Here is a 22,380-nt window from a genome sequence, read left to right as displayed (position 1 = left end):
CAAATAATAAAACAAAATCAAAAGGTTAGTCGATAATAAAGACAGAAGATAGGGCCGAAACTCGCTTGCGACACCCCAAAACTCGCAGCACCGCACCCTTGTACAAACAGTTACCCACAGACTCGCTTCCGAGTCAGGCTGAATCGGCCGTCTTTGATCCGGAAACGAGTCGCGGCATCGGTAAGCGCAGGGCAAGAAGTGCGAGAATGATCGTCAGATAGACCAGCGGCTCGATCTGGAACCCTTTGGCCAACATCACGTAGTGCAAGGCACCCAATAGCGCGATTGGGTACACCAGACGGTGGAGCTTGCGCCAACGCGGCCCTAACCTGCGCACCGACCAATTGTTGGATGTCACCGCCAGCGGCACCAAAAGAAGGAAGGCCGCCATTCCAACCGTGATGTAGGGACGCTTGAGAATGTCCGCCCAGATCTGACTGGGAAGCTGTACATCCAAGATCAGCCAAACCAAAAGATGCAGGCTTACATAAGAAAATGTCAGCACTCCGATCGCACGCCGGAACTTCATAAGGTTCAAACCAGTGAACCGGCGCAGTGGCGTGATTGCCAGACCAGCGATCAGAAGTTGCAGGGCCAGTTCGCCATAGCGATGCTCCAACGCTTCGATCGGGTCGATGCCCAACCCCCCGGTCAGGCCCAGATAGAACAGCCAGGGCGCAGGTAGCGCCCCAAGCAGGTAAATGGCCCATACCGGAATACGGCGGAATATCTGGTTCACGGCCTGCATGGTCTTAGTAGTTTTTGGCCAGATCCAAGCCTTCATAAAGGCTGGCGACCTCTTCCTCATAACCGTTGAACATCAGAGTGGGGATTCGTTTGGCAAACAGGCCGCCCCCAATGCGACGCTCGGACGCCTGAGACCAACGCGGGTGATCTACGTTCGGATTCACATTGCTGTAAAATCCGTATTCGCGCGGGTTGGACATGTTCCAGCTTGTGGGCGGCTCTACATCGGTCAGCGTGATGCGTACAATCGACTTGATCGACTTGAACCCATATTTCCATGGAACCACCAAACGCAAAGGCGCGCCATTCTGGTTCGGAATTGTTTTCCCGTAAATTCCTGTGGCCATGATCGTCAGCGGGTGCATCGCCTCATCCAGGCGCAACCCCTCACGATACGGCCATTCGAGAATCGGGAATCGGGTTCCGGGCATTTCATCAGGGCGGTATGCAGTTTCGAAAGCCACATATTTCGCGCCTTCCTGAACACCGGCCATATTCAGCAAGTCGGCAAGCTCGAACCCGTTCCACGGAATGACCATGGACCAGGCTTCGACGCATCGGAAACGGTATATCCGCTCTTCGACGGTCATCTCTGACAGAATGTCCTTGAAGTCATACTCGCCCGGGCGATCCACCAAACCGTCTATCTTGACGCTCCAGGGCTCAGTCACCAGAGATCCGGCATATTTGGCAGGATCGTCTTTACCGGTCCCGAACTCATAATAGTTGTTGTAGGTGGTGATCTCTTCCCATGTGTTCGGTTCCAGCGCGTCTTGCGCCGCAGCCGGGCGCGCCATCGCGGTCAGTCCGACACCCGCCAGCCCGGCCATTACCTGCCGCCGGTTCAGGAACGCCACCTGCGGGGTGACGTCGGCTTGTGTCAAAGTATTGGTCCAGCGATGCGCCATATGGGTCTCCGTTAGGTACTTATGTCTGTGTTGACGTAATGCGCTGATAGCATAGCGCCAGCGAAACAGGCGTAACGATTGAGCGAAGTGACTGTAACGTTCTCAAATCGGACACCTCGCAAAGACCGGAGTATTCTGCCTGTACAGCTGTTCTTAACGACTGCTTTGGCCGAACTGTTTTCCGGAAACCTTTACAAAAGCGCCTACCAGACTGCACTCTGTCACGCAGGTATCGCACGCGATCCTGCGCGTTGCTTGCCTGCCATTGCAGCCGTATCGCTGCAGAAAGGGAGGAAGAATTATGTGTGACATCTGTGTAATGAGCGCCGTCAAAGAGAGGATGCTGTCTCGGCGTGGGTTCTTCAAAGCTGCGGCTGCAACAAGCGTTGCCGCCGTCGCAACCGGTGGCACGGCCCCTGCAGCTCTGGCCGCAGGACATGGCAGTGTCGAGGACATGACCCACACGCTCAGCCCGGAATTTCCGACATGGGGCGGGGATCCCGGTATTTCGGCTGAACAGCCTTTCAACTTTGCAGATCACGGTTTCAACCTGTTCAACCTTTCGATCAATGAACATACCGGCACCCATATCGACGCTCCGCTTCACTTTTCGGCGGATGGCACCTCGGTTGATGAGATCCCTGTCAACGATCTGGTGGCCCCATTGTGCGTCGTGGATATCGCCGCCCGCGCGGCAGACGATGCAGACACACGTGTCACACCAGACGATCTGAAAGCGTGGATCGCAGCAAATGGAGACATCCCCGATGGGGCCTGCGTAGCGATGCATTCAGGTTGGGGCAGCAAGACCGCTACAGACGGATTCCGCAACTTCGATGGCGAAGCGCAGCACTATCCCGGCTTTCATGTCGAAGCGGCGCAGATGCTGATGGAGGACACCGGCGCGCGATCGATTGCTGTGGATACACTGTCGCTGGATCACGGCATGTCGGCAGATTTTGCCACCCACTACGCATGGCTGCCCTCAGGTCGGTTTGGGATTGAATGTCTGGCCAATCTGGATCGGGTGCCGGCATCCGGCGCGACACTTGTTATCGGCGCACCGAAACATGCAGGTGGCACAGGAGGCCCGGCGCGGATCTTTGCGTTGGTTTGAACTCACTGAATGATGACTGAAAGAACTCCACCATCCTGGTGGTGTTCTTGCCCTCATTGACGGCATTTGGACCTGACCGCACGCACGGTGACTGCGGATTGATACTGATCCTCAACAGAACCTGCTTCCAGGTTAAACGCCCTCAGCTCTGCCAGCGCATCCGCCATTGGCGCCAAAGTCTCGCAGGGCTCCCCTAGCCAGGCTTCGTTAATCAGACGCACCTGCAACATTTTTTCCTGCATCAGAAACTGGCTGCCCGATCGTTCGATTTCTTCAACAAGCGGAACAGCCTCTCGCAGGTGCTGCCGCGCGGCTTCTATGTCCTGAGCAGGGCCTTGCGCAAATTGAATCCGCGCCTTGAGTATCTGCTGGTCAATCGCGTCGATCGGTTTCAGATCATCCACCGCGACTGTACTGGCAACCCGCAACGCGTCATCAGTCCGACTCTGCACCAACAATGCCTCTGCCAACGCATTGAGGTCGTGACGCTTCAGCATCTCGGGCTGTTCAACCCAGGTCAGATAAACAGTGTCAGTCAAACGCGCGATCTGACCGCGTTTCGCTTCGATCAACGCAAAGGCGACATTTTCATCACCCTGAGTCTGAAGCTGATAAATCTCGCTGTTGATATCCTGTAGCTGGTCCAGTCGCGATATAGCCGTATTACGCTTTTCCTCGAGCCGGATGTCCTCGCGGCTGAGATAGAACTTGTCGAATTCCAGATAGGTTGTGAACAACAGGGCCGGGATGCCGATGATGTAGATGGCGTCTCGAATTTTGTCGGTGGGAATCCGATCCCAAAAGGTCTTTGGTTTGGGCGTGGATAGTTTCGTAAGCAGGACGATTGCGTCTTCAATCTTGTCCAATCTCTGGTTCGCGTCTTCCTGAGACATAAGAAAATTCACTCGCAAAAAAGGTTCAAACAGTATCAGTTGCGCGCGCCCTAGCCGAATAATGCGGACGGCTAAGTCAGAATAACAAAAAACCCGCCGGAATGGCGGGTTTTCTGAGTTGGGAAATTAATGCACCACGGCATCATCAGGACGGGGTCGGTCTGACGTCCCAAGCCGGTCGCCTATGATCAGCCCGTCTGGACCCGCGGTGACGGGAACGGTCTCGCCGTCCTTGATCTCACCGGCCAGCAGCGCTTCGGCCAACGGGTTCTGAAGCGCGCGCTGGATCACGCGCTTCAACGGACGCGCGCCAAAGACCGGATCATAGCCTTCGTTGGCCAGCCATTCCTTGGCACCGTCGTCCAGCGCCAGCTCGATCTTGCGGGCAGCCAGACGTTTCTGCAGACGCGCCATCTGGATATCAACGATGCCATCCATATCGGCCCGCTTGAGCCGGTCAAAGATGATGGTTTCGTCCAGACGGTTCAGGAATTCCGGCCGGAAATGCGCCCGGACCGCATCCATCACATCCCGTCGTGCCTGCGCGCTGTCCGCACCTTCGGGCAACTGGCTGAGCGCCTGAGACCCAAGGTTCGACGTCAGGATGATCAGCGTCTGCTTGAAGTCCACGGTGCGGCCCTGACCATCGGTCAGCACACCATCGTCAAGAACCTGCAACAGCACGTTGAACACATCCGGGTGCGCCTTTTCGACTTCGTCAAACAGCACAACCTGATAGGGCCTGCGCCGCACGGCTTCGGTCAGCACACCGCCTTCGTCATATCCGACATAGCCCGGAGGGGCACCGATCAGACGGGCGACCGCGTGTTTCTCCATGAACTCGGACATGTCGATACGCACCATCGCATTGTCGTCGTCGAACAGAAAGTTCGCCACAGCCTTGGTCAGCTCAGTTTTCCCCACGCCGGTGGGCCCGAGGAACAGGAACGAACCCAGCGGGCGACCTTCGTCGTTCAGACCAGCACGCGCACGACGCACGGCGTTGGCAACAGCAGTGACCGCCGCATCCTGACCGATCACGCGGGAATGCAGATCGTCTTCCATCCGCAGCAGCTTCTCACGCTCCCCTTCCAGCATTTTCGAGGTCGGGATACCCGTCCAGCGCTCGACCACAGCAGCGATCTGAGTCGGGCGCACCGTTTCCTCGGCCATCATCGCATTGCTTTCGGCGTTTTCGGCCTCGGTCAACTTCTTCTCAAGCTCTGGGATGACGCCATAGGACAGTTCCCCGGCTTTTGCGAGATTGCCTTCGCGCTTGGCGATTTCCAGATCAGCGCGCGCCTTGTCGAGCTGTTCCTTCAGATCACGGGCACCGGCCAGCTTGTCGCGTTCGGCCTGCCATTGGGCCGTCATCTCGGCAGATTTCTCCTGCAGATCGGCAAGATCCTTTTGCAAGGTTTCCAGTCGATCCTTCGAGGCCGCGTCGTCTTCAAGCTTCAGCGCCTCTTCCTCGATCTGCATCTGCAGGATCTGGCGATCCAGCTGGTCGAGCTCTTCCGGCTTACTATCCACCTCCATCCGCAGGCGCGACGCTGCCTCATCGACAAGGTCGATGGCTTTATCTGGCAGGAACCTGTCAGTGATGTAGCGATGCGAGAGCGTCGCCGCCGACACCAATGCCGAATCCGAGATACGCACGCCATGGTGTAACTCGTACTTTTCCTTGATGCCCCGCAGGATGCTGATCGTATCCTCGACGGTTGGCTCGGTCACCATCACAGGCTGGAACCGGCGCGCAAGGGCCGCGTCTTTTTCCACGTATTTTCGATACTCGTCCAGCGTGGTCGCGCCGATACAATGCAGCTCACCCCGGGCAAGCGCAGGCTTGATCAGGTTGGCAGCATCCATCGCGCCGTCGGACTTCCCGGCCCCAACCAGCGTATGCATCTCATCAATGAACAGAATGATCTCACCGGCGGCCTCAGTGACTTCGGTCAGAACGGCCTTGAGTCGTTCTTCGAACTCACCACGGTATTTCGCGCCAGCAATCAGCGCGCCCATGTCGAGCGCCAGCAGCTTCTTGTCCTTCAGCGATTCCGGTACATCGCCGTTGACGATGCGCAGGGCCATGCCTTCGGCAATCGCGGTTTTACCCACGCCAGGTTCCCCGATCAGAACCGGGTTGTTCTTGGTACGGCGCGACAGAACCTGCATCGAGCGGCGGATTTCCTCATCCCGCCCGATGATCGGGTCAATCTTACCTTCAGCCGCAGCTTCAGTCAGATCGCGCGCGTATTTCTTGAGCGCGTCATAGCCCTCTTCCGCCGATGCGGTGTCAGCGGTGCGACCCTTGCGGATGTCATTGATCGCCTCATTCAGCTTCTGGGCGGATACAGCCCCGGCCTCCAACGCCTCCTTGGCTTTGGATTTCACCATGCACAGCGCCATCAGTACTCGTTCAACCGGCACAAAGCTATCGCCCGCTTTGGTGGCGATCTTGGCAGCCTCGTCCAGAACTTTGGCGGTTTGGCCGTCCATGTAAATCTGGCTCGCGTCGCCGCTGACCTTCGGGATCTTACCCATGGCCGCGTCCAGCGCTTCAACCACGCGATTTGGCGCGCCGCCTGCGCGTGTGATCAGGTTGCTGGCCAGCCCCTGATCGTCATCCATCAATGCTTTGAGTATATGCGTGGGCTCCAGCCTCTGGTGCCCTTCGCGCAGCGCAATGGTCTGCGCAGCCTGCACGAATCCCCGTGCCCGCTCGGTGAACTTGTTCAAGTCCATGATATTCTCCTTTTCCAAGCGCCCCGTTTTGACATGCCCGCTTGGCGGCACATATCGGTCGAAGCCTCACATTCAATCTGGGAAATATCTTTGCCGGTTCAAGAGGCTAAGACGCAGAAATCACCGCTATTCGCGCTGTATGGTGTAAACGGTGTAACCCCCGGTCTCGGCAACCTGAACCGCACCCAGATCATCCACCAAAGACTGCGCCGCCGCACTTCCCGTCGGGCACGACACCAGATCGGCCGTGTGATCCAGGAAATTTCCAGTAAAGGCTGTTTCGCCCGTAAGCTGGCACCAATCATCCTCGGACCTGTAGCCACCCACAAGACGCAGATCATCATTCGCCGGTGCAGGAGCAGCCCCGGTTTCCGGTGTTTCGGGCGGGGTTTCGTCACATGCAGCCAGCGCAACCAATACGCCCAGCACAACCAGCTTTTTCATTTTCTGTCCCTTACTCTGAAATCAAGTGCTCAATGCCCGGCACGATAGCACAAAATGAACGTGTCCGCGCCCAGCCTCGAAGATGGACAGAACCGCCCGAACCCGTTAGGACGCAGACGTTTGCCAAAAAGGAGCGCCCCATGTCCGATGACCGTCTGATCGTAGCCCTCGATGTCCCCAATGCCCTGCAAGGTCTGGCCATGGCTGAACGGTTGGGCGACAGCGTGTCTTTTTATAAAATTGGTTTGGGTATGCTGACCGGTGGTGGTTTGGCTTTGGCCAACGAACTGAAACAAGACCACGGCAAACGCATCTTTCTGGACATGAAACTGTTCGACATCGGCAATACGGTGGAAAACGCCGTACGGGGGCTGGCGCAGTTCGATCTGGATTTTCTGACCGTGCATGGCGACCCGCATGTGGTGCGCGCCGCAAAAGAAGGGGCTTCGGGCAAAGACCTGAAAATCCTCGCTGTGACGATCCTGACTTCGCTGAACCGTGACGATCTGGACGCCAGCCTTCTGAAAGACGGCGACGTGCAAGATTTGGTTGTCGAACGCGCCGCCAAGGCGCTGGAAGCCGGAGCAGATGGCGTCATCGCTAGCCCGCAGGAGGCCGCCCTGATCCGCGCGCTGCCCCAAGCCGAAGGTCGCCTGATTGTCACCCCCGGTGTGCGCCCTGCCGGTGCTGCGCTGGGTGATCAGAAACGTGTGGCTACGCCAGCCAGTGCGATTCTGGATGGTGCAGATCACATCGTGGTTGGCCGTCCGATTTATCAGTCACAAGACCCGAAAGCCGCTGCCGAAGCCGTTCTGGCAGAGCTAAATTCTTTGAAAGTTCACTGACTGAACCAGATCAATTCGTCAGGTTTGCACGTTCGGTTTGCCAGATAACAAGTTGACCTAGCGTCACTTTGTGGGGAAACCGCGCCAAATCGTCCCTGTGCCGGAAAACACACATTCAAATTACGAGTTTTTGCGAAACCGTCATCGGACTATCGAAACTTGGGAAATTCAGCGATTCTGAGGGCAATACTCCCCAACGAACCGCTTCTTCCTGAGGTTCGTTACTTCCCCCCGCCACGCAGCGGGGGGCTTCTTTTCAGAAAGCCCTGCCGCAAAACCGGAGCTTTGATCCAGCGCCGAAGCTGGTATAAGTGACGTCCTAGCCAACTGCGGAACGCATGAGGGCGCAGATGCCCGGTCTTTGCCGAGATTGCCTGACACCTTTGACAAACGAACGGCGCTGTCCGGCCTGCGGCAGCCCCAGGGTCAAGTTGCACCCCGAGCTCTTTGACCTGTCCATCGCTCATATGGATTGCGACGCCTTCTATGCATCGGTTGAAAAGCGCGACAATCCCGAGCTTGCGGACAAGCCTGTCATCATTGGTGGCGGGAAACGGGGTGTGGTTTCAACGGCGTGTTACGTGGCCCGAATCCGCGGCGTGCGCTCCGCGATGCCCATGTTCAAAGCGCTGCAACTCTGCCCGGACGCGGTGGTAATCAAACCACGTATGTCCGTTTACGCCGAAGTGTCGCGCGACATCCGCGCCATGATGGATGAGTTGACGCCGGTCGTGGAACCACTCTCTCTGGACGAGGCGTTCATGGATCTGTCAGGCACTGAACGCCTGCACGGAGCGCCGCCCGCCGTCATGCTGGCGCGCCTGGTCAAACGCATGAAGGAGGAGCTGGGCGTGACAGGGTCCATCGGGCTGAGCCACAACAAGTTCCTCGCCAAGGTTGCGTCAGACCTCGACAAACCGCGAGGTTTTTCGGTGATCGGAAAGGCCGAAACGGCAACGTTCCTGAACGACAAACCCGTGCGGCTGATCTGGGGCATTGGCCCAGCGGCGCAAGAGTCGCTGGACCGGGCGGGGATACGAACCTTCAACGATTTGCTGCGCTGGGATCAAGAGGCGCTGACGGAACGCTTCGGCGCGATGGGGTATCGCCTGTGGCATCTGGCCCGGGGGCAGGACAAACGGCGTGTCTCGGCTCATGAGCCTATGAAATCCATCAGCAACGAGACCACATTTTTTGAAGATACGGCCAACCCCGAGATCCTGGACGGGCATTTGTGGCGTATGGCACTGAAAGTTTCGGATCGGGCTAAGGCCAAAGATCTGGCCGGACGGGTTGTCACGCTCAAACTGAAGAAGGCCAATCACAAAACCCTGACCCGACGCGTGTCACTTCGCGATGCGACCCAGATCGCCGATAGGATCTATCGCACAGCAAAAGGGTTGTTTGATCAGGTGGGCGATCAGGGGCCTTACCGGCTTTTGGGATGTGGTTTGTCTGATCTGTGCCCGGCAGATCAGGCCGACATCTCGGGCGATCTGCTTGATCCGGGCGCTGCACGTAGATCGCAGGCGGAACGGGCCACCGACGAGATCCGACAAAGGTTTGGCTCGGATGCCATCGTAAAAGGCCGTGCGCTGCGCTGAGGTTATTCGGCCGCCAAACGAACCGGTTCCGACCCGATGCTGGCAATTTCGCGCACCACCTGCCGCAAGAGCTTCGAAAATGCCATAAAATTGGCATTTGGCGTGATCTTCTCTTCGTTCATATAGAGTGAGCGGTCGATCTCGATCTGAATGGCGTGCTGATGGCGCCCCGGACGGCCATAGGTCTGGGTGACATAGGCCCCGGCGAACGGCGCGTTTCGCGCCACGATCAATCCTGCCGCAGCAAAGGCCGATTCAACAAGGTCCACGATTTCCGAAGACGCTGACGCGCCAAACCGATCGCCTAACACAATATCCGGACGTTTGCTGCGCGCCGTACCGGCCATTGAAACCGCCTCGTGCGGCATCGAGTGGCAATCCACCAATATTGCCTGACCAAATTTCTCATGCGATTCGGCCAGCAGGGATTTCAATCGTGCGTGATAGGGACGCCAGTAGGTATCGATACGCAACCGCGCTTCATCCATGGTCAGCTTTCCGCTGTAGATTGCCCGACCGTTAGCCACGACGCGGGGAATCACCCCTAACCCAGAAGCGACTCGCGGGTTGTGCCCATGTCTGCGCGCACCGCTGATCAGGGCCGGGTCCAGCTCATCCAGACTGCGATTCAAATCCAGATACGCACGCGGCATGGCTGCCTTGATCAAGGGTGCACCGTATTCAGCAGCAGGGGCAAACAGTTGATCCACAAAGGCATCTTCCGACGATCGAATCACGTTTTGATTCAGCACCGAGCTTTTCAGAAAAGCCTCAGGATACTCTCGCCCGCTGTGTGGGGATGAAAAAACCACGCATGAACTGCGGTTTTCAGGCATATCCAATACAAAGGCTGCGTTCTGCATGATCACTCCATGTTCGTAATCAACATAGACTGGAAAATTGTTCTTCCAAACCCCTTGAACCCCTGAACGACTCCTTTTATAGACCCCGCTACCGGCGCGGTGATCCGCGCCCCATTTCGTTATGGGGCAGGACATGCATCGGGAACGTGGGCGGTTAGCTCAGCGGTAGAGCACTTCGTTGACATCGAAGGGGTCACAAGTTCGATCCTTGTACCGCCCACCATCTATTCACTGTTCCGGGCTTCCGGGGCACCCGACTAACCCAGGCGCTGGCCACGTCTTTGATGAAGGCGCCGCAGATTGGAGACAGACCATGAAGGTCAAGAACTCGCTCCGCTCGCTCAAGAACCGGCACCGTGATTGCCGTATTGTGCGTCGCAAAGGCCGCGTCTACGTGATCAACAAGACGCAGCGCAAGTTCAAAGCTCGTCAAGGCTAAGAACTGCTTAAATAGCTTTTAAAGAACCGCGCCTTTCAGCGCGGTTTTTTTGTGCCTGACAACAATCTGCGAATGGCGAGCCTGCCCAAACATGCGTTGCCGCTGTAATTCGCTCGCCAAAAGCGGCGAAGTCTTAACCTGACATTTCTCATTGTTATAAGTCGTTCTCGTGTTAACGTTTGATCGATTTATGATGTCAGGAGGTCTGATTTGGCCAACGATGACCCTCATGCAATATTTGGTACAACTCTGACGGACATGGTTGCCGATATCGGTAAAAGCGTTGCCCAGGCTGCGGAACAACTGAGCAGAGATCAGTTGGAAGCACTAAAGAACTATCCGCAGGAACTGCGCGACATGGGCATACCGCCTGTCTTTTATCATATGCAAGATGTCGACGTTGAACTGAAAGTGGTCATGGAAATGTCCAGCGAGCAAGGGGAAGAAGACAGGCTGTTCAGCTTTCTTTGGGGCCCAAAGCTGACGCAGACCGATACGCTCGACTCAAAAAGCGCGTCCACCATGCGCATGCGTTTTGTCCCCGGACCCGTTCACGAGGATGAGACCGGCAGGCCCGAAGATGGCTGAGTCTGATCGAAAGCAACCGATAGAAGTTCGGGTTACCGAAATGCCCGAAGCGTTTACGCTTTTGCTCAAGTCTCTTTCGGACAGGCTGACCGCCATGGAGACACGTGAAAACGAACTAAGGCAGACCATCTCGGACCTGGAAGACAGGATTGATGAGTTGGAGGATGGCGGTGAAATGATGGTCGGGGCCAGTTTGCCGCCCGTGACGAGCCCATTGGCCAGTGCTGCCGCCGAGGTGATGGCAGACGATAAAGACACGCAGATCGTCGACGCGCAGAAATTCTCGCAAGCACTGGGAGAACAGATTCTGGCCGGATCTAACGACAGCGACGATTTCACCATCGACAACGTGAAAGTCGAAGCCTTTGTTGGATTGGGTCAGGATGGTGAAACCGCCCAGATTGCGACCAATGCAAAGAAGCAGGTGATCAGCCAGAACGCTTCAAAAGTCACATTTTCCGTCAGGAGGCGGTCCCCCACGAAAATTATCAAGTAGACTGAATTTGGAACAGGAGTTCGAAGATGAGTATCGGGCAGGAATTGCTAAACGTCCCCTTTGCGGAAATGGTTCAAAAACTGGCCCTTTCCGTCGCCGAGTCGCAATCAGAACTGGATCGTCATTCGACCGATGTTGCCAAATACATGGCCGATCAGAAGATTATGCTGCCCGACCTGTCCAACCCAAGTGGACCCGGCAAAGAATTCAGCCTTGTTTCGATGGGGTTTCTTCCCGCGTTTTATGCCGTTCAGGAAGCTGAGATCGAAGTGAAAATGGCGATCTCGATGACGAAACAAAAGGAAAAGTCAGGCAGTGCATCCGTCAAAGGCGGCTGGGGTCCGGTGGCCGCACAGGTCAATGCCAGCTATTCCTCTCGCTACGCATACAGCCAGGAAGGCGCGAGCAGGTTGACCATCAAACTGGCACCTGCGGCCCCCCCTATTTTGCTTCAGAAATATATGGAGGCTGTGACGGCGGCGATGCTTGCCGAAAATCCGGTCATGGGTGAAGACCCCGACCCCGAGCCTGAGCCGGCCCCACAGCCTCGCCAGGCTGGAAAACAGTCAAAGAAACGACAGTAGCTTAGTCGTGGGCAGTTCAGATTGTCAGAATACAGGGCGGCGCGTCGCAAAGGTGGCAATTTCGCGTACCGTATGACACAGCGCCATTTCCATGAACATCGGCGGCTAGACCCAAAAAAAGATGTAGGGAACTGCGCCGTTTGGCGGGGGTTACCTGCGCCTGACGCTTTTTAGAACGTGACTCCGGCGTGAATTAGAATTCCGATCACCATCAAGATGTTCAGAACCATTGAGATGCCATTGCCGACATAGATCGGCAGCTTCCCAACAATCAAACCGTAAGCGAACCACAGGAATGAGACAGCGGCATACAGCGACCATGACACCAAAGACTGGCCAGTCGCGTGTTCTGTATGCGTAAAATAGAGCTTCATCAGTTGCGGCAGGGTCGCAAATGGTCCGACGACACCTACAAAAACCATGAAGCTTTCGTAGCGCGCCATCCAATGTCCAAGGTTTGATTTTTCCAGTTTTTCCGCAAGTGTTTCGGGCATCAACTGATCCTTTTCGTGCACTACTCAATCCGACTCTGCCTGTCGCAGAAAAGCTGTAATCCCAAACTAACTCGCTCGGCCCCTGCCGCCAATACGTGCAAAAAAGTGTTTCAGGTTTCACCCAATACCTCTTTCTGACATTTACCCAACTATTTTCGTCAGATTTCCTTGCATCCCGCCGGGAATCGTATAATTGATCAAATCAGTCGGATTAATGTCCGCTCTCTGAATTCAACAATGGGACGCATCATGCTGAACTCCTCCACCTGCATCGTCGCCGCACTGTCGGCATTGATTGCCACCTCCGCCGTCGCTGAAGGGGAACTGAACCTTTATTCGTCGCGCCACTATGACACCGATGAACGTCTGTATACTGATTTCGAAGACGCAACCGGCATCAAGATCAATCGCATCGAAGGCAAAGCCGACGAATTGATCGCGCGGATGGAAGCCGAAGGCGCAAACTCGCCCGCAGACGTTATGCTGACGGTCGACACTTCGCGCCTGGCTCGCGCCAAAGACGCAGGCATCTTGCAGGCCATCGAAAGCGCAACCCTGGAAGAACGTATCCCCGCGAATCTGCAAGACAGCGACAATCAATGGTTTGGCTTTTCGCAGCGCGGTCGGATTATCTTTTACAACAAAGAAAACGTCACCAACCCACCGGCCACTTATGCCGATTTGGCCAAGCCAGAGTATAAGGGCCTGATCTGCATCCGCTCGTCGACCAACACGTACAACCAGACCCTGTTGGCCTCGATCATCACCCACGAAGGCGCCGACGCCGCGAAAACCTGGGCAGAAGGTATTGTCGCCAACATGGCGCGTGATCCACAGGGCGGCGACACCGACCAGCTGCGCGGCATCGTATCGGGTGAATGCGACATTGCAGTCTCGAACACCTATTACTTTGCGCGCGCAATCCGCAAAGATGTCAAAGGCCTGTCTGCTGACCGTGACATGATCGGCTGGGTCTTCCCGAACCAGGAAGGTTATGGGGCCCACATGAATCTGTCAGGCGGCGGCGTTGCGGCAAACGCGCCGAACAAAGAAAACGCGATCCTCTTCCTTGAGTATCTGGCAGGCGATCAGGCGCAGCAATATTTCTCGGCAGGTAATGACGAATACCCGGCTGTACCTAGTGTCGCGCTGGCTGAGTCTGTCGCTACCTTGGGCGAGTTCAAGGCTGACGAAGTGAACCTGTCCGAAGTTGCCAAGAACATTCCCGAAGCGCAAAAGATCTTTAACGAGGTTGGCTGGAAGTAACCTTCCAATTCGACGCAAACCACAAAGGGTGCGAGGTTTCCGCACCCTTTTTTCGTTTACAGTTTGTTTATTTTGAATTATTTTTCTCGTATCTGAAAATTTTTCTATTATATGATCCATGCTCGACACGCTCTCGAACCGCCTTGCCAGCCGATTGAATGAACTCCGCCGCGGGCGTGGATGGTCTCTGGACCAATTGTCTGAGCACAGTGGCATCAGTCGCGCCACCTTGTCTCGGATGGAGAAGGGCGATGTCAGCCCCACGGCAGAAAACCTTGGTCGTTTATGTGCCGCATACGACTTACCGATGTCACGCCTGTTGATGATGGTCGAAGACAGTTTTGACCCCAAGGTTCCGTTTGAACATCAGAGAGAATGGAGCGATCCCGAAACGGGATACACCCGCCGCGCCGTGTCTCCTCCTGCGAACGGTCTGAACGCTGAGGTCGTGGAGGGCCACCTGCCACGCAACACCGTGATCACGTATGAGACGCCACCCAAATCAGGGCAAGAGCATCACCTGATCCTGATCGATGGCGCGCTGACGTTGACGGTTGACGGAACGCCACACGATCTGAGCGCAGGGGATTGTCTGCGTTATCATCTATCAGGTCCGACCCGGTTTGAAACAGGCGCCGAACGAGGCGCACGATATCTACTGGTGCTGGTATGATCACACGTCTGACTTGTTCAGAATTCGATGCCGCCTTAGATGATCTGGCAGAGATTTTGCACGCCTGTGTCCATGACGGGGCCAGTATTGGGTTTATCCTGCCCTTTGCGCAGGAAGACGCGCGAAACTATTGGCAGCAGAACGTGCGGCCGGGATTAAACGCGGGCGCTTTAGAGATCTTCGCGGCCTATGACGGCGCGCGCGTTTTAGGTACCGTGCAACTTGTCCCGGCGGCCATGCCCAACCAACCCCACCGTGCGGATGTCGCAAAGCTGCTGGTTCATCCAAACGCGCGGCGTCGCGGGTATGGCCGCGCTTTGATGGCGGCGCTTTTTCAACACGCCCGCAGCTTGCACCGCACGATGCTGGTGCTGGACACGCGCAGCAGCGATCCCTCACGGATGCTGTACCAAAGCCTCGGGTTTCAAATTGCAGGGGAAATACCGAATTATTGCCGTAACCCGTTCGAAGCCAGTTTGGAACCGACCACGTACATGTACAAAGACCTGTCCGTCTGAAGATGGGCGACGCGGCTATTCTGCTGCCGTAACCTTTTCCGGAAACTTGTTTGGCAACAACCCCAGACGACGCGCGTGCCGGACATCGGCCAACAGGTCCCGCTCGGCAGCTTCGAACAAATCCTCTGGGTCGTCGAGCACAAAATACCCCATCTGGTGCATGTCGATCCGATAAGGCGTGCGCAGAATTGTCAGGATGTCAAACGCGTCGCGATCCGGGATGTCACTGGTTACGGCATAAACCAGTTCAGTCGGCGACGACGCCAGCCCCGATCCCAAAGCCTTGATCTGACCGTCCTGTCGGCGAAGCCCAAATTCGATGGAAAACCAGTATAGCCTGATCAGCCAGGCGTAATCTGCATCCGTCGCCTGCTGGCCTGCCTTGCCGATGGCGTGGCTGAACGCGGCAAAACGCGGGTCACTGAGCAGCGGGGTGTGGCCGAAGATCTCATGAAAAATATCCGGCTCTTCGATATAGTCGAAGTCCTCGCGCGACCGAATGAACGAGGCTGCCGGAAACACGCGATCTGCGAGCATACCAAAGAACGTCTTGAAGCCGATCAGGGCCGGAACCGGCTGCACCTGCCACCCCGTCAGGTCCAGCAGCCGATCCGAGATATCGGCACAAGACGGCACCTTGGTCTTTGGCAACTCAAGACGCGCCAGCCCGTCCAGATATTCGCGTGCCATATAGCGCTGAACATTATCCTCCTGCGCTGCGTATAGATCGGCCCAAACGGCGTTTTCTTCATCCGTATAGGCGATATGGCCACGCGCGTCGGCGACTTTGGCGACGTATTTGGTCGATTTTGGCATCCGTTTCCTCCTGATGAGGAACAGGATACCGCGTCACACGTAGGAGATTTGTTTTGATTACTGACTATTTCTCGCTAGTTTGGTTGAAATAGATCGGAAAACCTAAAACTTCAAAACATATGCTTCATCCTGCTGACATCGATATCCTGCGCGAGCTTCAGATCAGTGGACGTCTGTCTATGCAGGAGCTGGCGGACCGAACCGGGTTATCAGCCTCGCAATGCTGGCGGCGTGTTCGCGATCTTGAAGCGTCCGGAGTTGTTACAGGCTATCGCGCGCAAGTGCCCGCCAAGGCCGTTGGGCTAAACGCCATCGCGTATGTTCATGTTGCGCTTAAGGATCATCAGGAAAAGAGCATTGCAGATTTCCTGCGTTTGGTCGAAACCGAACCGCAGATTGTTGAATGTGCATCGATCACCGGGGATCACGATTTCATACTGAAAGTCTATGCGAAAACGCCCGAAGATCTGGAGGTCTTCATCATGCAACGACTCTTGAAGTCCGGGTTGGTCCGCGACACGCGCAGCAATTTTGTACTTCGCCAAACCAAGACCCGTGGACCGTTGCCTATTCTTTGAATGCGGATCGCCTTTTCGGCAAACGCAACCGCGGCTTGAATTCAACGAATGAAAACGCCCGGTCACCTGCAGGGTGCCCGGGCGAAGTATTCTCAGCGTCGACGGCGGCGTTTAGAAGTGCGCTGACTTCGTGCCCGCTGGCTTTTCAGTCGAAGGCGCGAATTTGGTCAAGTCGATGCCTTCAACAGCGGTCTTGTACTCGTCGATATTTGGGGTGCGGCCCAAGATAGCCGACAGCACGACAACCGGGGTCGAGGCCAGCAGGCTTTCACCCTTCTTGTCTGGCGCATCCGCCACGACACGGCCCTGGAACAGGCGGGTCGAGGTGGCCAGAACCGTATCCCCCTTGGCGGCTTTTTCCTGGTTGCCCATGCACAGGTTACAACCCGGACGTTCCAAGTAGAGGATGTTTTCGTACTCGGTGCGGGCATTCTGTTTCGGGAAAAGGTCGTCGAATTCGAAGCCCGAGTATTTCTCAAGCACTTCCCAGTCACCCTCTTCCTTCAGCTCGTCGATGATGTTGTAGGTTGGGGCCGCGACGACCAGCGGTGCCTTGAATTCGACCTTACCGACTTCCTTCTCAAGGTTCTTCAACATCTGGGCAACGATCTTGATGTCACCTTTATGCACCATGCACGAACCAACAAAGCCCAGATCGACATGCTTTTCGGCATTGTAGTACGAGATCGGGCGGATCGTGTCGTGGGTATAGCGCTTGGAAACATCGGCATTGTGAACATCCGGGTCGGCGATCATCGGTTCAACAATCTGATCCAGATCGACGACGACTTCAGCGAAGTATTTCGCGTTGTCATCCGGCTGCAGCGCGGGTTTTTCACCCGATTTGATCTCGGCGATGCGCGCGTCCGCGATGTTGATCAGCTTTTGCAGCATGCCGTTTTCATGCTCCATGCCCTTGTCGATCATGATCTGGATGCGCGACTTGGCCAATTCCAGCGAACCGATCAGGGTCTCATCATTCGAGATACAGACCGATGCCTTGGCCTTCATCTCGGCTGTCCAGTCGGTGAAGGTGAAGGCCTGATCCGCCAGCAGCGTGCCAATATGCACTTCGATCACACGACCCTGGAACACGTTGTCGCCGTGCTGGTCCAGCATTTGCGCCTGGGTTGCATGCACCACATCGCGGAAGTCCATGTGATCGGCCATTTTGCCTTTGAAGGTCACCTTGACCGACTCCGGGATCGGCATTGAGGCTTCACCGGTCGCCAGTGCCAGCGCCACAGTGCCCGAGTCCGCGCCAAAGGCGACGCCTTTGGACATGCGGGTGTGGCTGTCACCGCCGATGATGACCGACCAGTCATCCACGGTGATGTCGTTCAGCACCTTGTGGATCACGTCGGTCATCGAATGATAGACGCCTTTGGGGTCACGTCCGGTGACAAGTCCGAAGTCATTCATGAACTTCATCAGGCGTGGCGTGTTGGCCTGCGCCTTGGCATCCCAGACCGATGCAGTGTGGCAGCCGGACTGATAGGCCCCATCAACGCTGGGTGCCACAACGGTCGCGGCCATCGCCTCAAGTTCCTGCATGGTCATCAGACCGGTGGTGTCCTGCGAGCCGACAATGTTGACCTTCACGCGAACGTCCGAACCCGCGTGCAGGGTTTTGCCCGGCGTGGTGCCCAATGCGTTCTTGTTAAAGATCTTCTCGACTGCGGTCAGACCCTGGCCTTCGTGGCTGATTTCTTTGGACGGTGCAAAGACCAAAGGTGCTTCGACACCCAGCGTCTCGGCCGCAAATGTTTGCAACTTCTTTCCAAAGACAATGGCGTAAGAGCCCCCGGCCTTCATGAATTCCACTTTTTGCGGGGTAAAGGACGAAGATACGTCGACCAGCTCATCGCCATCTTCGCTCAGCAGTTTGTGGTCTTTGGTGTTGATCTTCAGAACCGTGCCTGTGGCAACCGAGTACTTCTCTTCCAGGATCGGGTTGCCGTCGTTGTTCAGGATCGCATTGCCGTCTTCGTCCACCTTTTTGACCCAGTTCTTCAGGTCCAGACCGATGCCGCCAGTCACGCCGACGGTGGTCAGGAAGATCGGAGAGATGCCATTCGTACCCGCGACGATTGGGGCAAAATTGACAAAGGGCACATAGGGGCTGGCCTGCTTACCGGTCCAGAGCGCCACATTGTTTACGCCGGACATACGCGAGGAACCAACACCCATTGTTCCTTTTTCAGCGATCAGCATGACACGTTTGCCGGGGTGCTGAAGCTTCAGATCCTGAATTTCCTGCTGCGCCTTTTCCGAGATCAGGCACTTGCCGTGCAGTTCGCGGTCGGCGCGCGAGTGTGCCTGATTGCCCGGCGACAGAAGGTCTGTGGAAATGTCACCTTCGGCAGCAACATATGTGACGATTTCGATTTCCTCGTCGATGTCGGGCAGCTTGGTGAAAAACTCGGCCTTGGCATAGCTTTCCAAGATATCCCGCGCGACGGTGTTGCCGTCCTCGAGCGCGGCTTTCAGTCGGTCGGTATCGGCGTCGTACAGGAAGACTTGTGTTTTCAGCACTTCTGCCGCTTTGCCAGCAACCGCAGCGTCATCGCCCAGCGCAAGGTCCAGAAGAACCTCGACCGAGGGGCCACCTTTCATATGCGACAACAGTTCGAATGCAAAGTCCTGCGAGATTTCTTCGACGTCAGCTTCGCCCAGAATGATCTCTTTCAGAAAGCTGGCCTTTTCGCCGGCCGCGCTGGTTGTGCCGGGCAGCGTATTGTAGATGAAATAGTTCAGCGAGTCTGCGCGATGTTCGTTCTGGGGATCACGGATCTGATCAATGATTTCCTTCGCCAAAGCCCCATCATCGATGGGTTTTGGGCTCAGGCCCTGCTCTTTGCGGGTTTCGATTTCATTCAGGTAATCAGTATAGAGGCTCATGACGGGTCCGACCATTTAGCTGGGTGTACCGGCAGTCAAAAGGCCGGCACTTTCAATTTGTATGCGGCGGTATACTAAAACTGCGCCACATGCAAGTACCAGACCTGCGACCAGGTGTCCTGAGCCGGTTGCAGCCTGCCAAGGTCGCTACCCTTGCAGGAGCAGGATGAAGAGGTCAGTTAAGACGGATCGTCCCCAAAGGCTGTAATCAACGCTTGCGCCAACGGCAAGGAAGAGTAACGCAACCGAGACGGGGTCAATCCCATCCGCAGAACGATCATGTCATGAGACGGGAACACTCCGATGAACTGGCCGTCATGCCCCTGTAGCCAGTATGCGTCTTCAAAGGGCGGAAAATCTCCCGGAGATTCCAGCCAAAGGTGCCCCTTGGCATAGCGCCCGTCTGAGGCAGCCACCGGTTCGACCATCCAGTCCACAAAGCCTTCCGGCAGGACCCGGGTATTGTCCCAAACACCCTTTTGCAACAAAAGCTGGCCAAACCGGGCCCAATCGCGGGCCGTGGCATACATATAGCTGGACCCGATAAACGTATCGTTGGCATCCGTCTCAAGGACCGCCGAGGTCATGCCCAGCGGCTCAAACAGAGCAGTTTGCGGATAGGTTAGCCCGCCATCCGGCAACTGGTCCTGCCAAACACGGGACAAAACAGTGGTTGTTCCAGAAGAATAATTGAAATCCGTACCGGTTTCGGCTTCAGGCGCTCGATCCGCTGCAAAGCCAGCCATATCATCGCTGAGATACAGCATTCGGGTCACATCAGAGACGTCGCCGTATTCTTCATCCCAGTTCAATCCGCTGGTCATGGACAGCATATCAGCCAAGGAAATGTCTCGGCGAGAGTCCTCGGCCCAGTCCGGAAAGCTACCGACCAGATTGTCCGTTAGGCTCATCTCACCTGCTTCAACCAATGTACCAATCAACCCAGCCGTGACGGATTTGGTCATGGACCACCCCAACAAAGGGGTTTGCGCGTTAAACCCGTCAGCATAGCGTTCAGCAACAATGCGCCCGTTTCGAACCACCACGACCGCGCGGTATCCTTCGCCAAGCAAGCTTTCATCAGACATGACGGCCTGAACCTTTGCATCCTGCGAAAGGGCTACATCGTTGCCTTTTGGCCAAAGGCCCGCAGGCAAAGGACCGGGCGCTTCAAGCGTTTGCGTGCTTAGAGCAACGTCATGAACGTTGGTGCAACCAAGACCGTCGCGGTACTGTGAGGTTGCGGGGGCAAAAAACCGAAAAAGCCGGGCGTGTACTGTTTGCGCCTCTTGATCGACCTCGATCGACACTTGTTTGAGCAGCGGATGTCCCGGCGCTTGAACGTCTACGGCCAGCACCTCATCAGGGTCACGTCCGGCAATGAAAACGTTCGAACAGACAATTTTGGCCGAGTAATTTGTACCGACCTTCAGCAGATCGGGTGGCGCAATCAGCAGGTAACTTACCAGCCCCACGCCACCCACGATCACTATACCGCCAATTGTTTTCGCTATTTTCCCGAGCATCCGACTGCACCGCCCCTATTGTCATTGTGCCCTGTGACGTTAGAGGCAACGTGGCTGCGTTTGCCACACTTCCGTTACGTAGAAGCCAGGTACCTAAAATCAGACTCCATGCGTTACGCGTCACCCTGAAGGTGCCACTTCAGAACTGACCCGCGCGAGTGACACTCGCGGGCCTCGGCGTTTCAATGACATGGCCATTCTGCCGGGTTAGGTAATCCTCAAAAACAAAGTCGCCGTTACGCTCAATGCAAATCGAGTTTCACTTCAGCACGCGGCGACCAAAGAGCGTCGCAAAGTGACGTGACCCGTTTGCTGGCCCGTGCTAGTGGCCCCGTGAAAGGGCACCTCATGACAGCCGACATAAAGCTGCAAAACCCAACAGCAGGTATTGCATTCATTCTGATAGGAATTTTGGCGATTTCTATCAACGATATGCTGATCAAGTTCCTGTCTGGCGGTTATCCCCTGCATCAAATGGTTTTCACCAGATCACTGATCGGGATCGGGTTCAGCCTGGCTTTGGTGCAGATGGAAGGCGGTTGGCGCATCTTGAAAACCGATCAGCCTGGGCTTCATCTTTTGCGCGGGGTTCTCATCGTTGTTGCCAATCTGACATTCTTTACGGCGTTGGCTGTCATGCCTCTGGCCGAAGCAACCGCAGTATTCTTCGTTGCGCCGCTGATGATCACTTTGCTCAGCATTCCCTTGCTTGGGGAAAAAGTTGGCCCCATGCGCATCGGCGCGGTGATTGTGGGTTTCCTCGGCGTGGCAATTATGACCCGCCCATGGGAAGCCGGTGCCGCGCGCGACGTCAGTCTTTTGATGTATGCCCTTCCTGTGGTGGCAGCCTTTACTTATGCCCTCAACAACGTGCTCACCCGTTTGCTTGGTGCGAAATCCAAAGCATCAGCGATGGCTGTCTATATTCAGGCGTGTTTTATCGTTGTCAGCTTGCTGTTCTGGTCTGTGGCAGGGGACGGGCGCTTTGCCGACACATTCGAAAATGAAAGCTTGATCTTCTTGCTAAGGGCTTGGGTTTGGCCAGAAGGCACTGATCGATGGTTGTTTGTCGGGCTGGGGTTCAATTCGGCAATCATTGGGTATTGTCTGGGTCAGGCTTACCGTATGGCCGACGCCGCCACGGTGGCACCGTTCGAATATGTCGGTCTTCCTTTGGCAGTGTTTTGGGGATGGGCGATTTGGGGCGAACTGCCAAATCTGCCTGTCGCGACTGGTATCGTGCTGATCTTGGGATCTGGATTGTTTGTCTTTTTGCGCGAGCGCCAGAAAGAGAGGAACGTGATTACTCGAAAAAGAGTGCATCGTCGTTATTAG

General features: G+C 55.9%; 22 protein-coding genes and 1 tRNA gene. 13 read left to right on the top strand and 10 right to left on the bottom strand.

Annotation, left to right across the window (positions count from 1 at the left end; all coding sequences use genetic code 11):
• Positions 1–133: 133 nt before the first annotated feature.
• Together msrQ and msrP are read right to left on the bottom strand one after the other, a co-directional pair.
• Entirely contained in the window at positions 134–748 is a 615-nt protein-coding gene (msrQ, locus tag GS636_RS20465) for a protein-methionine-sulfoxide reductase heme-binding subunit MsrQ (RefSeq protein WP_171188207.1), read from the bottom strand.
• A 4-nt stretch (positions 749–752) separates the two neighbouring features.
• Positions 753–1,655: a protein-methionine-sulfoxide reductase catalytic subunit MsrP gene (gene msrP, locus GS636_RS20460; RefSeq protein ID WP_171648800.1), complete on the bottom strand. Its 903-nt coding sequence runs from the start codon at positions 1,653–1,655 to the stop codon at positions 753–755.
• Between the two features lie 301 nt (positions 1,656–1,956).
• Between msrP and GS636_RS20455 the strand changes: the two genes are divergently transcribed.
• Positions 1,957–2,772 carry a cyclase family protein gene (locus tag GS636_RS20455; protein WP_171096671.1) on the top strand — a complete coding sequence of 272 codons (816 nt, stop codon included), beginning with the start codon at positions 1,957–1,959 and terminating at the stop codon, positions 2,770–2,772.
• Positions 2,773–2,825: 53 nt separating this feature from the next.
• Here the strand turns inward: GS636_RS20455 and GS636_RS20450 are convergent, their stop codons facing one another.
• The 3 genes from GS636_RS20450 to GS636_RS20440 form a co-directional block, all read right to left on the bottom strand.
• The gene (locus tag GS636_RS20450) at positions 2,826–3,665 is read right to left on the bottom strand and encodes a hypothetical protein (protein WP_171672117.1); all 840 of its coding nucleotides are present in this window, start codon (positions 3,663–3,665) and stop codon (positions 2,826–2,828) included.
• Positions 3,666–3,791: 126 nt separating this feature from the next.
• Positions 3,792–6,410: an ATP-dependent chaperone ClpB gene (gene clpB / locus GS636_RS20445; RefSeq protein WP_171672115.1), complete on the bottom strand. Its 2,619-nt coding sequence runs from the start codon at positions 6,408–6,410 to the stop codon at positions 3,792–3,794.
• A 126-nt stretch (positions 6,411–6,536) separates the two neighbouring features.
• The gene (locus GS636_RS20440; RefSeq protein ID WP_171187890.1) at positions 6,537–6,854 is read right to left on the bottom strand and encodes a hypothetical protein; all 318 of its coding nucleotides are present in this window, start codon (positions 6,852–6,854) and stop codon (positions 6,537–6,539) included.
• 140 nt (positions 6,855–6,994) lie between these two features.
• On the opposite strand from GS636_RS20440, the gene pyrF reads away from it, so the two are divergent.
• Together pyrF and GS636_RS20430 are read left to right on the top strand one after the other, a co-directional pair.
• Positions 6,995–7,699: an orotidine-5'-phosphate decarboxylase gene (gene pyrF / locus GS636_RS20435; protein ID WP_171187892.1), complete on the top strand. Its 705-nt coding sequence runs from the start codon at positions 6,995–6,997 to the stop codon at positions 7,697–7,699.
• A 350-nt stretch (positions 7,700–8,049) separates the two neighbouring features.
• Positions 8,050–9,303: a DNA polymerase IV gene (locus GS636_RS20430; protein WP_171672112.1), complete on the top strand. Its 1,254-nt coding sequence runs from the start codon at positions 8,050–8,052 to the stop codon at positions 9,301–9,303.
• A gap of 2 nt (positions 9,304–9,305) precedes the next feature.
• Here the strand turns inward: GS636_RS20430 and GS636_RS20425 are convergent, their stop codons facing one another.
• Positions 9,306–10,166 (bottom strand): N-formylglutamate amidohydrolase, encoded by an 861-nt coding sequence (locus tag GS636_RS20425; RefSeq protein ID WP_171672110.1) that lies wholly within the window; start codon positions 10,164–10,166, stop codon positions 9,306–9,308.
• A 148-nt stretch (positions 10,167–10,314) separates the two neighbouring features.
• On the opposite strand from GS636_RS20425, the gene GS636_RS20420 reads away from it, so the two are divergent.
• The 5 genes from GS636_RS20420 to GS636_RS20400 all read left to right on the top strand — a co-directional run bounded on the left by GS636_RS20420 (position 10,315) and on the right by GS636_RS20400 (position 12,273).
• A tRNA-Val gene (locus GS636_RS20420) sits at positions 10,315–10,389 on the top strand.
• A gap of 90 nt (positions 10,390–10,479) precedes the next feature.
• Positions 10,480–10,605: a type B 50S ribosomal protein L36 gene (ykgO, locus tag GS636_RS20415; RefSeq protein ID WP_008755722.1), complete on the top strand. Its 126-nt coding sequence runs from the start codon at positions 10,480–10,482 to the stop codon at positions 10,603–10,605.
• A 210-nt stretch (positions 10,606–10,815) separates the two neighbouring features.
• Positions 10,816–11,193 carry a hypothetical protein gene (locus GS636_RS20410; RefSeq protein ID WP_171096693.1) on the top strand — a complete coding sequence of 126 codons (378 nt, stop codon included), beginning with the start codon at positions 10,816–10,818 and terminating at the stop codon, positions 11,191–11,193.
• Positions 11,186–11,689, top strand: coding sequence for a hypothetical protein (locus GS636_RS20405; protein WP_171672108.1), 504 nt, complete (start codon positions 11,186–11,188; stop codon positions 11,687–11,689). The genes GS636_RS20410 and GS636_RS20405 overlap by 8 nt, the downstream gene beginning before the upstream one ends.
• A gap of 26 nt (positions 11,690–11,715) precedes the next feature.
• The gene (locus tag GS636_RS20400) at positions 11,716–12,273 is read left to right on the top strand and encodes a hypothetical protein (protein WP_171672106.1); all 558 of its coding nucleotides are present in this window, start codon (positions 11,716–11,718) and stop codon (positions 12,271–12,273) included.
• Between the two features lie 170 nt (positions 12,274–12,443).
• Here GS636_RS20400 and GS636_RS20395 read toward each other — a convergent pair whose 3' ends face one another.
• A complete protein-coding gene (locus GS636_RS20395) occupies positions 12,444–12,767 on the bottom strand; it encodes a SemiSWEET transporter (RefSeq protein ID WP_171096698.1) in 324 nt (107 codons plus the stop codon).
• Between the two features lie 249 nt (positions 12,768–13,016).
• Here GS636_RS20395 and GS636_RS20390 point away from each other — a divergent pair, with 249 nt between their 5' ends.
• From GS636_RS20390 to GS636_RS20380, 3 genes are all read left to right on the top strand, one after another.
• Positions 13,017–14,033 carry a Fe(3+) ABC transporter substrate-binding protein gene (locus GS636_RS20390; RefSeq protein WP_171672104.1) on the top strand — a complete coding sequence of 339 codons (1,017 nt, stop codon included), beginning with the start codon at positions 13,017–13,019 and terminating at the stop codon, positions 14,031–14,033.
• Positions 14,034–14,151: 118 nt separating this feature from the next.
• Complete coding sequence (locus tag GS636_RS20385) at positions 14,152–14,706, top strand: helix-turn-helix domain-containing protein (RefSeq protein WP_171672101.1); 555 nt, start codon at positions 14,152–14,154, stop codon at positions 14,704–14,706.
• Positions 14,703–15,224, top strand: a complete 522-nt coding sequence (locus GS636_RS20380) for a GNAT family N-acetyltransferase (protein ID WP_171672099.1) — start codon at positions 14,703–14,705, stop codon at positions 15,222–15,224. The genes GS636_RS20385 and GS636_RS20380 overlap by 4 nt, the downstream gene beginning before the upstream one ends.
• Before the next feature lie 15 nt (positions 15,225–15,239).
• On the opposite strand, the gene phhA is transcribed toward GS636_RS20380, so the two are convergent.
• A complete protein-coding gene (gene phhA / locus GS636_RS20375) occupies positions 15,240–16,040 on the bottom strand; it encodes a phenylalanine 4-monooxygenase (RefSeq protein ID WP_171672096.1) in 801 nt (266 codons plus the stop codon).
• Positions 16,041–16,159: 119 nt separating this feature from the next.
• On the opposite strand from phhA, the gene GS636_RS20370 reads away from it, so the two are divergent.
• Complete coding sequence (locus GS636_RS20370; protein ID WP_171096703.1) at positions 16,160–16,618, top strand: Lrp/AsnC family transcriptional regulator; 459 nt, start codon at positions 16,160–16,162, stop codon at positions 16,616–16,618.
• A 111-nt stretch (positions 16,619–16,729) separates the two neighbouring features.
• Here the strand turns inward: GS636_RS20370 and GS636_RS20365 are convergent, their stop codons facing one another.
• Both GS636_RS20365 and GS636_RS20360 read right to left on the bottom strand, forming a co-directional pair.
• Positions 16,730–19,519, bottom strand: coding sequence for a bifunctional aconitate hydratase 2/2-methylisocitrate dehydratase (locus tag GS636_RS20365; protein ID WP_171672094.1), 2,790 nt, complete (start codon positions 19,517–19,519; stop codon positions 16,730–16,732).
• Between the two features lie 179 nt (positions 19,520–19,698).
• Complete coding sequence (locus GS636_RS20360; protein WP_171672091.1) at positions 19,699–21,045, bottom strand: serine hydrolase; 1,347 nt, start codon at positions 21,043–21,045, stop codon at positions 19,699–19,701.
• A 348-nt stretch (positions 21,046–21,393) separates the two neighbouring features.
• On the opposite strand from GS636_RS20360, the gene GS636_RS20355 reads away from it, so the two are divergent.
• A complete protein-coding gene (locus GS636_RS20355) occupies positions 21,394–22,380 on the top strand; it encodes a DMT family transporter (protein WP_171672089.1) in 987 nt (328 codons plus the stop codon).

Source organism: Ruegeria sp. HKCCD4884 (assembly GCF_013110855.1).
GTDB lineage: Bacteria > Pseudomonadota > Alphaproteobacteria > Rhodobacterales > Rhodobacteraceae > Ruegeria.
This window is presented reverse-complemented; position numbering and strand designations above follow the sequence as displayed.

Bases quoted from the DNA above. Each gene is read 5' to 3' on its own strand.
- msrQ (WP_171188207.1), bottom strand. From the start codon at position 748: ATGCAGGCCGTGAACCAGATATTCCGCCGTATTCCGGTATGGGCCATT.
- msrP (WP_171648800.1), bottom strand. From the start codon at position 1,655: ATGGCGCATCGCTGGACCAATACTTTGACACAAGCCGACGTCACCCCG.
- GS636_RS20455 (WP_171096671.1), top strand. From the start codon at position 1,957: ATGTGTGACATCTGTGTAATGAGCGCCGTCAAAGAGAGGATGCTGTCT.
- GS636_RS20450 (WP_171672117.1), bottom strand. From the start codon at position 3,665: ATGTCTCAGGAAGACGCGAACCAGAGATTGGACAAGATTGAAGACGCA.
- clpB (WP_171672115.1), bottom strand. From the start codon at position 6,410: ATGGACTTGAACAAGTTCACCGAGCGGGCACGGGGATTCGTGCAGGCT.
- GS636_RS20440 (WP_171187890.1), bottom strand. From the start codon at position 6,854: ATGAAAAAGCTGGTTGTGCTGGGCGTATTGGTTGCGCTGGCTGCATGT.
- pyrF (WP_171187892.1), top strand. From the start codon at position 6,995: ATGTCCGATGACCGTCTGATCGTAGCCCTCGATGTCCCCAATGCCCTG.
- GS636_RS20430 (WP_171672112.1), top strand. From the start codon at position 8,050: ATGCCCGGTCTTTGCCGAGATTGCCTGACACCTTTGACAAACGAACGG.
- GS636_RS20425 (WP_171672110.1), bottom strand. From the start codon at position 10,166: ATGCAGAACGCAGCCTTTGTATTGGATATGCCTGAAAACCGCAGTTCA.
- ykgO (WP_008755722.1), top strand. From the start codon at position 10,480: ATGAAGGTCAAGAACTCGCTCCGCTCGCTCAAGAACCGGCACCGTGAT.
- GS636_RS20405 (WP_171672108.1), top strand. From the start codon at position 11,186: ATGGCTGAGTCTGATCGAAAGCAACCGATAGAAGTTCGGGTTACCGAA.
- GS636_RS20400 (WP_171672106.1), top strand. From the start codon at position 11,716: ATGAGTATCGGGCAGGAATTGCTAAACGTCCCCTTTGCGGAAATGGTT.
- GS636_RS20395 (WP_171096698.1), bottom strand. From the start codon at position 12,767: ATGCCCGAAACACTTGCGGAAAAACTGGAAAAATCAAACCTTGGACAT.
- GS636_RS20390 (WP_171672104.1), top strand. From the start codon at position 13,017: ATGCTGAACTCCTCCACCTGCATCGTCGCCGCACTGTCGGCATTGATT.
- GS636_RS20385 (WP_171672101.1), top strand. From the start codon at position 14,152: ATGCTCGACACGCTCTCGAACCGCCTTGCCAGCCGATTGAATGAACTC.
- GS636_RS20380 (WP_171672099.1), top strand. From the start codon at position 14,703: ATGATCACACGTCTGACTTGTTCAGAATTCGATGCCGCCTTAGATGAT.
- phhA (WP_171672096.1), bottom strand. From the start codon at position 16,040: ATGCCAAAATCGACCAAATACGTCGCCAAAGTCGCCGACGCGCGTGGC.
- GS636_RS20370 (WP_171096703.1), top strand. From the start codon at position 16,160: ATGCTTCATCCTGCTGACATCGATATCCTGCGCGAGCTTCAGATCAGT.
- GS636_RS20365 (WP_171672094.1), bottom strand. From the start codon at position 19,519: ATGAGCCTCTATACTGATTACCTGAATGAAATCGAAACCCGCAAAGAG.
- GS636_RS20360 (WP_171672091.1), bottom strand. From the start codon at position 21,045: ATGCTCGGGAAAATAGCGAAAACAATTGGCGGTATAGTGATCGTGGGT.
- GS636_RS20355 (WP_171672089.1), top strand. From the start codon at position 21,394: ATGACAGCCGACATAAAGCTGCAAAACCCAACAGCAGGTATTGCATTC.